Consider the following 7694-nt stretch of genomic DNA (forward strand, 5'->3'; position numbering starts at 1 on the left):
GTCAGCCTGCGTCTGCGAGGGAAGCGATGATACGCGCCCAGGACCTCACACCTTTGTGGAAAGAGTCTAGGCCATATTGCTCATTGGGAGAGTGAATGCGGTCATCAGACTGTGCAAAGCCGACCATGAGCGCATCCAGTCCTAACGCGTCCCGTACTTCGCCAGCCACTGGGATGGACCCACCGCAGCCGATCGTAGCTGCAGGGATGCCCCATTCGTCAGTTAGAGCTTTCAGTGTGGGAGCAAGAAAGCGACTGTCACGGGAGACTTCAAAGCCTGGTGAGCCGCCATGCGCCGTAAATGTAACCTTGGCGTCTGCTGGCAGGGCAGCATTCACATGCGCGCGGAAGGCTTCGCGGATTTTGTCCGGGTCCTGCCCCGGCACAAGCCGGAAGGACACTTTCGCCATTGCTTTTGCGGGAAGGACTGTCTTGAAGCCCTCGCCTTCGTATCCGCCAGAAATACCGTTAATTTCGCAACTTGGGCGGCACCAGGTCTGCTCAATGGCGGTATAGCCCTTTTCCCCGGCCGCGACGGATAGTCCAGCTTCTTCCAGCAAGGCTGCATCATCTGGAAACAGTGTTTTCCATTGTGCGCGTGTCTCTGGGGATGGGTCCTGAATGCCGTCGTAGAACCCAGGAAGTGTTACACGTCCGTCAGCATCGCGAAGTGAAGCCAGAATCTGACACAACAGGGCAATAGGATTGGCTGCGGCGTTGCCATAGATGCCTGAATGCAGGTCATGAGAGGCACATTCGATGATGATTTCCTCCGCCATCATGCCTCGGAGTGAGGTCGTAATGCCGGGGGTCTGTCGGTCGGCCATCGACGTGTCGCATACCAGGGCGACATCGGCCTTCAGCTCGACAGCGTTCTCCTGAAGGAATGGCAGGAGATTGCTTCCGCCGCACTCTTCCTCGCCTTCCAGGAGAACACTAACCTGCACCGGGATGGAACCGTGGACAGTTTTCCACGCCCGGCAAGCCTCAAGGAAGGTCATTACCTGACCTTTATCATCGCTCGCCCCACGTGCCACGATGACCTTGCGTCCAGACGGTTCTTCCACAAGCCTTGGTTCGAAGGGAGGTGCCTTCCAGAGATTTTCCGGGTCAGTCGGCTGCACGTCATAATGGCCGTAGAACAGGACATGCGGCTTGCCTGCCTGGGTAGTATCATGAGCCACGACCATCGGGTGCCCGGGGGCGGCCCAGCGAACTTCACGTATATCCGCGGTGAGACCCATATTTGCCATATCAGCCTGAAGCCACTCCGCTGCTTTCCGGCAATCTGCAGCGTGTGATGGCTGTGTGGAGATGCTTGGAATTCTCAGGAGGCTGAAAAGCCGCTCGACAGAGGCATCAAGCGTCGCGTCGATATGTGAGAGGACAGCATCCAGAGCGGAGGTGTGAGAAGTGGTCGTCATTAGGTCAAAGTTCCGAAAGCGGTAATGAAATTCCGACGCGCGGGGCGAGTGTTTTTGCCGACGCTACGTCACCGTGATCTTCGTCATCAGGGATTGGCGCTGGTGTCGGGATGTCAGATATTTTACGGGGTTGCAGCCGGATCGGAGCAGGTGCAATGGGGCCTGCAGGTTTGTTTTGCCGGATCATGCGTGGCGGATGAGTTTGAGGCGGCAAAGCGTCTTGGCCGCTTGCCAATGCCAGAATGGCATTGAGCTGCTGATCGAAGCGGATTGCTTTCGACGCCTCGGAGACTGCGTGACGAGACTGATTGCTGATTTCGTTCCAAAGAGCCTGATCCTGATACAGGCGCACGATTGCATCAGCAAACCTGTCAGGATCACAGAAACCGCCAGATACGCAATCTTTCCCATCTTCCCAATTCAACTGGGCTCGTGTTGTTTCTGTCAGTACTGCCGGTAAGCCTGCCGCCGCGGCTTCAAGAATTTCCTTGGCAGAGGCACTCATGACGCGTGATGGATCAACCAGGATACGGCGAGAACGGTACAGAGCGCTCATATTCACAACGGATGGTAACGGCACGACAAGCGAGGCACGTGTGTAGGGTGTCAAATCGACATCGTCCCCTATCTGTCCGGCGATAAGAACTGTTGCGTCTGGCGGAAGCCGTCCCTCAAGTTTCTGAATAACGTCGAGCATGAACCAGTTCAGGCCGTCATGTACTGCATTTCCAGCATCAAGTACGGGTAAGGCAAACAGAATGCCGGCACGTTCACTGAAACCCGGCGTACTCGCGAGAGAGGTAACTGGCAGTTGGTCCAACTGCCGGACATTGCCGTAGCCAAGTTGACGGAGACTGTCTGCTTCCGCCTCATGGCTGGTGACCAGGACCTGACACATCCAGGCATCTACAAGTTCCTGATCGAGGTCATCGAGCATCTGCTCACGATCATCAACCGCCCCGACCCGTTTGCGAAGATAGGTCTCTTCTGCGCCTGTTCCATCCAGGTCCAGAACGATGTTCAGTTCAGGCAGGGTAGCGGCATGTGCGCGAAGAACTGTAGCGGTACGTCGAAGCGCGCTGCTGCCACTTACCCAGATCATGTCAAAAGATCCGCTGCGGTCGCGCAGGAAGTCAGACAGCTCGGTAATATCGCTGTCGTTCATGATTTCGATGTCGGCCGGAAAATCCAGAGCGGTCGTTACAGTATCCGTGACGTCTCCGTCGATTGGAAAGACCGTAACGTGGTGCCCCTTCTGGCTTAGTGCGAGAACAAGATCCTGCCGTCGTAGATGGGGAGACCCTAGCGAGCGATGTGGCAGTCTGTCGCACAGAAAAAGAACGGTTGGCACGCCAGATGCAAAACGTGCCTTGAACAGTGAACTGCCCTGCATGGGGTGTCTGGAAAGAAGGGACGAGAAGCGCCGCCGCAACCAGTTCTGATTGCGTGTCAGGAAATCGGCTGGAAGTGCGGTTGGTGGTCTGGTTCGATCAAGGATCGACGGGTCATAAACGATTTTTCCGCCATGTTGACGCAAGGCCAGGCAGAGGGAAAGCAGTCGTGCTTCCGAGCCGATGCAATTCTGATCAATGCTGCCGCATTCTGCGAGTTTCTGCCGCCGACAAAACAGCATGCCAACCGAAATGGCGTCTACCTGACGGCAGAACCCGATCGTGGGTTCGTTTGCCTTGGCGCCGGTGCCAAAGCGCAGCGTAGAGGCATCACGCCATACGACTGTTCCAGCTTCCAGCACGCGCCCATCGAGACCGAGGGACTGTCCACCAACGGCCCAGATATCAGGTGTCTTAAAGGCCTGAAGCGCGGCTCTAATAGTGCCCGGAAAGGGCTGCGTTCCCGGTTCTATTAGGAGCACGATGGGAGCGCGCGCTGCTTCTACGCCCAGATTGACCTGTTCGCTGCTGCTTGCGCGGAACGACGGACGCAAAACGCGGATCCCTTTGACGAAACGCTCGATCTGCGCCGTCTCATCCGTTGATCCGGCGTCAACGATAATGACATCGAGAGTGCCTGCGCCGTTGGCATGCAGGGCTGCCAGACTGGAAAGCGTGTCCAGAAACTGGTTAGCCACCGGGATGATGACACTGACTTCCGCCGGGCGAATAAGGCGGAAATCGAGGGGAGCTCTGACGATGGACGGAATAAGTGTTTCGGCGCGTCGTAGGTCCAGATTCTGGTACTGCTGTGCGGTGGCATCCGGGATGTCTTCTTCTACACCCAGAGCGCTCTGTGATTGCACCCAGAGCGCAAAAATATCTCTGAAATGCCGTTCCCTGAGTTTTCGTTGAACGCCAGGGTGGTGAGCAAACGCCTGGAGATCTACCCCCGTTTGCGGGACACGCATTTCACGTGCGCCAAACCGGATGAAATGCTCGTACCCGTTCCGGAAGCCACCGTCCGCTACGATCGCGGCGACATCTGGATACAGCTGAGCATAGTGCGCTTCGCTGAACCATTGGTTCGGACTGTACGCGACGGGATTTGAGTTTGTCAGGTAGTGATGAAGAGCGTTGAGAAAGAGGCCCTGCTCTACTGCTTTTGCGACATCGGGATATGTAGCGAGATACCACTCCGGGTCGAAATACCAGGAACTACGGCACAGACCTGCTTCAGATGACATCAGGAACTGCCGAAAGTCTCCCTTTCCGTAATCGTATGACAAGCCTCGACTCAGGCTCGCCATCCGGAAGACGGAGGTTTCAAAAAAGGGATGTGCCTGTCTGTGCTCGTGTTCGCCGTCGGTCAGGTAATGATCATACCCGTTGCTGAACCCCTGAGAGATCAGGACAGGCAAACTGACGTCTGGATTGCGGCTAAAGTAGTCCGTTTCTGAAAACAGCCAGTGCGGCGAGCGGCTGCGAAAGCCACTTTCACAATAGTGCAGAAAGCCACAGCTGAAGACGCCGTAACTGATCCCGTCTCGAACGTCCGGATTTTGACGGAGATACCATTCTTCATCAAAGAACCGGTTCGGTGAAAGGCCTTTGCTGGCGCCTTTTTCAAGCCAGTGAGTTTCCATCGCCTCATTGCTGAGGTTCAGCGGCAGACCGTCATCGCTCAGAAGCTTTTCTTCGCGCAGAACGTGAGCATAGCGTGTCCGGTACCACTCCGCGTCAAAGCGTCCCCACACGGGGGGACGGCTACCGGAAAAAGCCGGGGAAGCTAGGATGTAGTCTTTCAGGCTCATGCGGACCGTTTCCTCTGCGCGAAACTCTTACTTCAGTGCCAGCAGTATTTCAGTTCTGTTGAGTGCGGCGGCTTTGCCAGAGATCATGGAAGTTGATCGGTTGGATATTGCCCACAGGGAAGCCTGCTTCCCGGATCGTATTAAGCAGGATCATTCTTGCGGACGGGAACAGATACCCAGGAGCATTGACCAGCAGCAGAGGTTCGACATCTGCCTGTGTGACCAGACCGGAAAGCGCAAAGAGACCCGCATAAGCGATCTGAAGTTCATAAAGCGTACGGGCATTGTGTGTGGCGGACTGCGGGGCGTCCAGGCCCTGAGCACGGATCACCAGCGTGACTTCGAAATTCGGGTGCCCTCCCGGAAGCTGTCGGGCTGTCACGTCGACTGTCATGCCGATATGGGGCTCGCCTGAAATATCGCGATAGATGTCAGGCGTATTCTGTACGTCGATGGACAGTGTGCGAAGGTATTGAGAGCCAAGGACGAGTGTAGGGGCAGCAGCCGGGCTTGCAGAAACGCCCGAAGCGCCCTGAAGTGTGTCTGCGTGATCGTGATCGTTCATCCTGACCTTACCTTGTAAGCTATGCACGGTGTCCTGCGTAGTCGTCTGAAAGCGCAGCAACATGTCTGAAATAGTCTTGTGTCATGAGGGCGGCATTTTGGCTACCCGGCAACACTTTCTGCTGATCTCAAATGAACCTGCCACGTAGCATTCCCAAAGCTGGCAACGGCGCCCATCTTTTGGGTAATTCGGCCCGGCGTATGCGCTCTATGTGATACACAGGCGGTGGTTGCTGCTCACTGATAAGAAATCGCGAGTAGGTCCTGACCTGAGCCATGCGCCACTGGCAGTCGGCCTCAGCGGCCTTCTGGGATAGATGAATATCTGCGACGACTTTGCGCTTTCCCTGTGAAGCAATGACAGCCCAGAGAAGATCAGCTTTTGGAAGTGTCGGGCGGAGGGGGATGACTTCGGACACAGCTCTCCCTTTCAGTGAGGCGCTGAGAATGTTATCGCCTTAAAGGAACGTCAGCATCGGTGCTTGGTTATGTTCCAGACGCAAGCACATCATGAGTGCTGACAGGAAATCAATCCTCCCGTGGTGCGGTTCTTGCCTCACGGGCAGCACGAATAGGACATTCCTATGCTGAGACTTCTTTTTATTGTAATCTTTCTGGCCGTACTGATCGTATTCGCCCTGAGCAACACGGATCTTGAGCCGATCTGGCTGATTTCTTTTGGCTGGCATCTGTCCGTGGGTACGCTCGCGCTGGGCATCGGTGTCGTGGGGCTGATCTTCGGGTTTCTCACGGGCTGGGTGGGTGAATTTCGTCAACGCTCCCGAGCTCGTCGCTCTGAAGCGCACGTCCGCACTCTGGAAAGCCAGCTTGTTGAGCTGCACCAGCGCCTTGATCGCCTCCAGACACCGCCTGTTGCTGCCACGACAACAGTGTCCTCACCTGAAAACCGGATCTGACTTCACCCATGACCAAGCGCACCCGGCTGATTGCCGCTTTTGATACAAATAGTCGAACGCAGGCAGAAGAGTGGTCTTCAAGTCTTGGGCATGCTGTTGACGCCATCAAGCTTGGCCTCGAATTTACGTATGCCTGTGGTCTGGATGCCGTGAAGTCCGTGTCTGCCGGGCATGAGTTGTTTCTGGACCTCAAACTGCATGATATTCCCAATACTGTAGCTTCGGGACTGTCTGCATTGGCGCCATTGCGCCCTGCCCTGACGACAATTCACGCCTGTGGGGGCACCGAGATGATCTCACGGTCCCGCGAAGCCTTGGAACAGGCTTTTCCGAATGACGAAAAGCGCCCCAAACTGCTAGCCGTAACTGTTCTGACGAGCATGGATGAAGCTGGACTTAGAGAAACCGGCGTTGAGGCTACGCCACGGGAACAGGTTCTGCGTCTTGGCAAACTGGCCATTCGTGCCGGTGCGGATGGCCTTGTATGCTCAGCACATGAGATTGCTCTTTTGCGAGACGCTTTGGGCGATGACCCGGTTTTGGTTGTTCCCGGCATTCGGCCAGAGGGTAGCGCCTCCAATGACCAGAAGCGCATCATGACGCCCACTCAGGCAGCAAAAGCAGGAGCGGACTGGATTGTTGTAGGTCGCCCGATCACGCGCTCGCCCAATCCTGCAAAAGCTGCGGCAGCTATTATGGCTGAGCTTGCGAGCGTATGACGAAAGTTAAAATCTGCGGTGTGCGAGATGTCGCGACCATGCAGCTTTGCGCCAGTTTAGGCGTAGACTGGGTTGGCTTCGTCTTTCATCCGGCATCACCGCGATACGTTTTGCCGGAACAGGCCCGCCGGCTGCATGAGAGTGTGTCAGGCGGTCTTACGCCCTCTCGTGTCGGGTTGTTCGTCAAAGCCGATGACAAAACAATTGAGCACACTCTGCAAACAGTGCCGCTCAATGTTTTGCAGATTTACGATTCAGTTGAGCGTGCAAAAGAGATCAGAAGTCGATTTGGACTTCCCGTCTGGTTGGCACGCGGGGTGAAGTCTGCTTCGGATCTTCCTGTTCGCGCCGAGGTCGACGGATATGTCATTGAAGCCCCCCGGCAGGATGGAGACGACCGTCCGGGCGGGCTGGGGCGCACATTCGATTGGGCCCTGACCCAGGAATGGAATGCTCCAGCCTGTTGGATGCTGGCAGGTGGTCTGACGCCTTCCAATGTTCAAAACGCTATTAACGCCAGTTCAGCGGCCGCTGTTGATGTGTCTTCCGGTGTTGAAAGCCGCGTGGGTGAAAAATCTCACAAATTAATTGAACAATTCGTCGAAAAAACCCGCATAAGGGGTTGATCTTCAAACAGACCTTTCGTAAACACCACCTCGCTCGACAGGAGAGATGGCCGAGCGGCTTAAGGCGCACGCTTGGAAAGCGTGTGTACGTTAATAGCGTACCGTGGGTTCGAATCCCACTCTCTCCGCCAACGATACCTTCACCATTAGTAACCCTTATTGACCAAGGGTAGCCACTTCTACCCTTTTCGTTCATCTGGTTTGTGTCCATTAATAACAAGAACAAACCACGAACAAAAA

The 7694-nt window shown here is 55.6% G+C and carries 6 protein-coding genes and 1 tRNA gene; 4 read left to right on the forward strand and 3 right to left on the reverse strand.

Annotation, left to right across the window (positions count from 1 at the left end; all coding sequences use genetic code 11):
• Position 1 precedes the first annotated feature (1 nt).
• The 3 genes from R5H23_RS02285 to R5H23_RS02295 are packed head-to-tail and all read right to left on the reverse strand — an operon-like array spanning position 2 to position 5256.
• Positions 2 to 1423 carry a M20/M25/M40 family metallo-hydrolase gene (locus R5H23_RS02285; RefSeq protein ID WP_317214180.1) on the reverse strand — a complete coding sequence of 474 codons (1422 nt, stop codon included), beginning with the start codon at positions 1421 to 1423 and terminating at the stop codon, positions 2 to 4.
• Positions 1424 to 1427: 4 nt separating this feature from the next.
• Positions 1428 to 4628: a glycosyltransferase gene (locus tag R5H23_RS02290; RefSeq protein WP_317214181.1), complete on the reverse strand. Its 3201-nt coding sequence runs from the start codon at positions 4626 to 4628 to the stop codon at positions 1428 to 1430.
• A gap of 49 nt (positions 4629 to 4677) precedes the next feature.
• Positions 4678 to 5256 (reverse strand): protein-export chaperone SecB, encoded by a 579-nt coding sequence (locus tag R5H23_RS02295; protein WP_052750078.1) that lies wholly within the window; start codon positions 5254 to 5256, stop codon positions 4678 to 4680.
• Between the two features lie 520 nt (positions 5257 to 5776).
• Here R5H23_RS02295 and R5H23_RS02300 point away from each other — a divergent pair.
• The 4 genes from R5H23_RS02300 (at position 5777) to R5H23_RS02315 (ending at position 7585) form a co-directional block, all read left to right on the forward strand.
• Positions 5777 to 6109, forward strand: coding sequence for a lipopolysaccharide assembly protein LapA domain-containing protein (locus R5H23_RS02300; RefSeq protein WP_086633227.1), 333 nt, complete (start codon positions 5777 to 5779; stop codon positions 6107 to 6109).
• A gap of 8 nt (positions 6110 to 6117) precedes the next feature.
• Positions 6118 to 6828 (forward strand): orotidine-5'-phosphate decarboxylase, encoded by a 711-nt coding sequence (gene pyrF / locus R5H23_RS02305; RefSeq protein WP_203548998.1) that lies wholly within the window; start codon positions 6118 to 6120, stop codon positions 6826 to 6828.
• Positions 6825 to 7454, forward strand: coding sequence for a phosphoribosylanthranilate isomerase (locus R5H23_RS02310; protein ID WP_317214182.1), 630 nt, complete (start codon positions 6825 to 6827; stop codon positions 7452 to 7454). The genes pyrF and R5H23_RS02310 overlap by 4 nt, the downstream gene beginning before the upstream one ends.
• Positions 7455 to 7494: 40 nt before the next feature.
• A tRNA-Ser gene (locus tag R5H23_RS02315) sits at positions 7495 to 7585 on the forward strand.
• Positions 7586 to 7694 lie beyond the last annotated feature (109 nt).

The organism is Gluconobacter sp. GP1 (assembly GCF_032913585.1).
GTDB lineage: Bacteria > Pseudomonadota > Alphaproteobacteria > Acetobacterales > Acetobacteraceae > Gluconobacter > Gluconobacter cerinus.

Coding starts and splice junctions, on each gene's coding strand:
- R5H23_RS02285 (WP_317214180.1), bottom strand. CDS start 1,423: ATGACGACCACTTCTCACACCTCCGCTCTGGATGCTGTCCTCTCACAT.
- R5H23_RS02290 (WP_317214181.1), bottom strand. CDS start 4,628: ATGAGCCTGAAAGACTACATCCTAGCTTCCCCGGCTTTTTCCGGTAGC.
- R5H23_RS02310 (WP_317214182.1), top strand. CDS start 6,825: ATGACGAAAGTTAAAATCTGCGGTGTGCGAGATGTCGCGACCATGCAG.
- R5H23_RS02295 (WP_052750078.1), bottom strand. CDS start 5,256: ATGTTGCTGCGCTTTCAGACGACTACGCAGGACACCGTGCATAGCTTA.
- R5H23_RS02300 (WP_086633227.1), top strand. CDS start 5,777: ATGCTGAGACTTCTTTTTATTGTAATCTTTCTGGCCGTACTGATCGTA.
- pyrF (WP_203548998.1), top strand. CDS start 6,118: ATGACCAAGCGCACCCGGCTGATTGCCGCTTTTGATACAAATAGTCGA.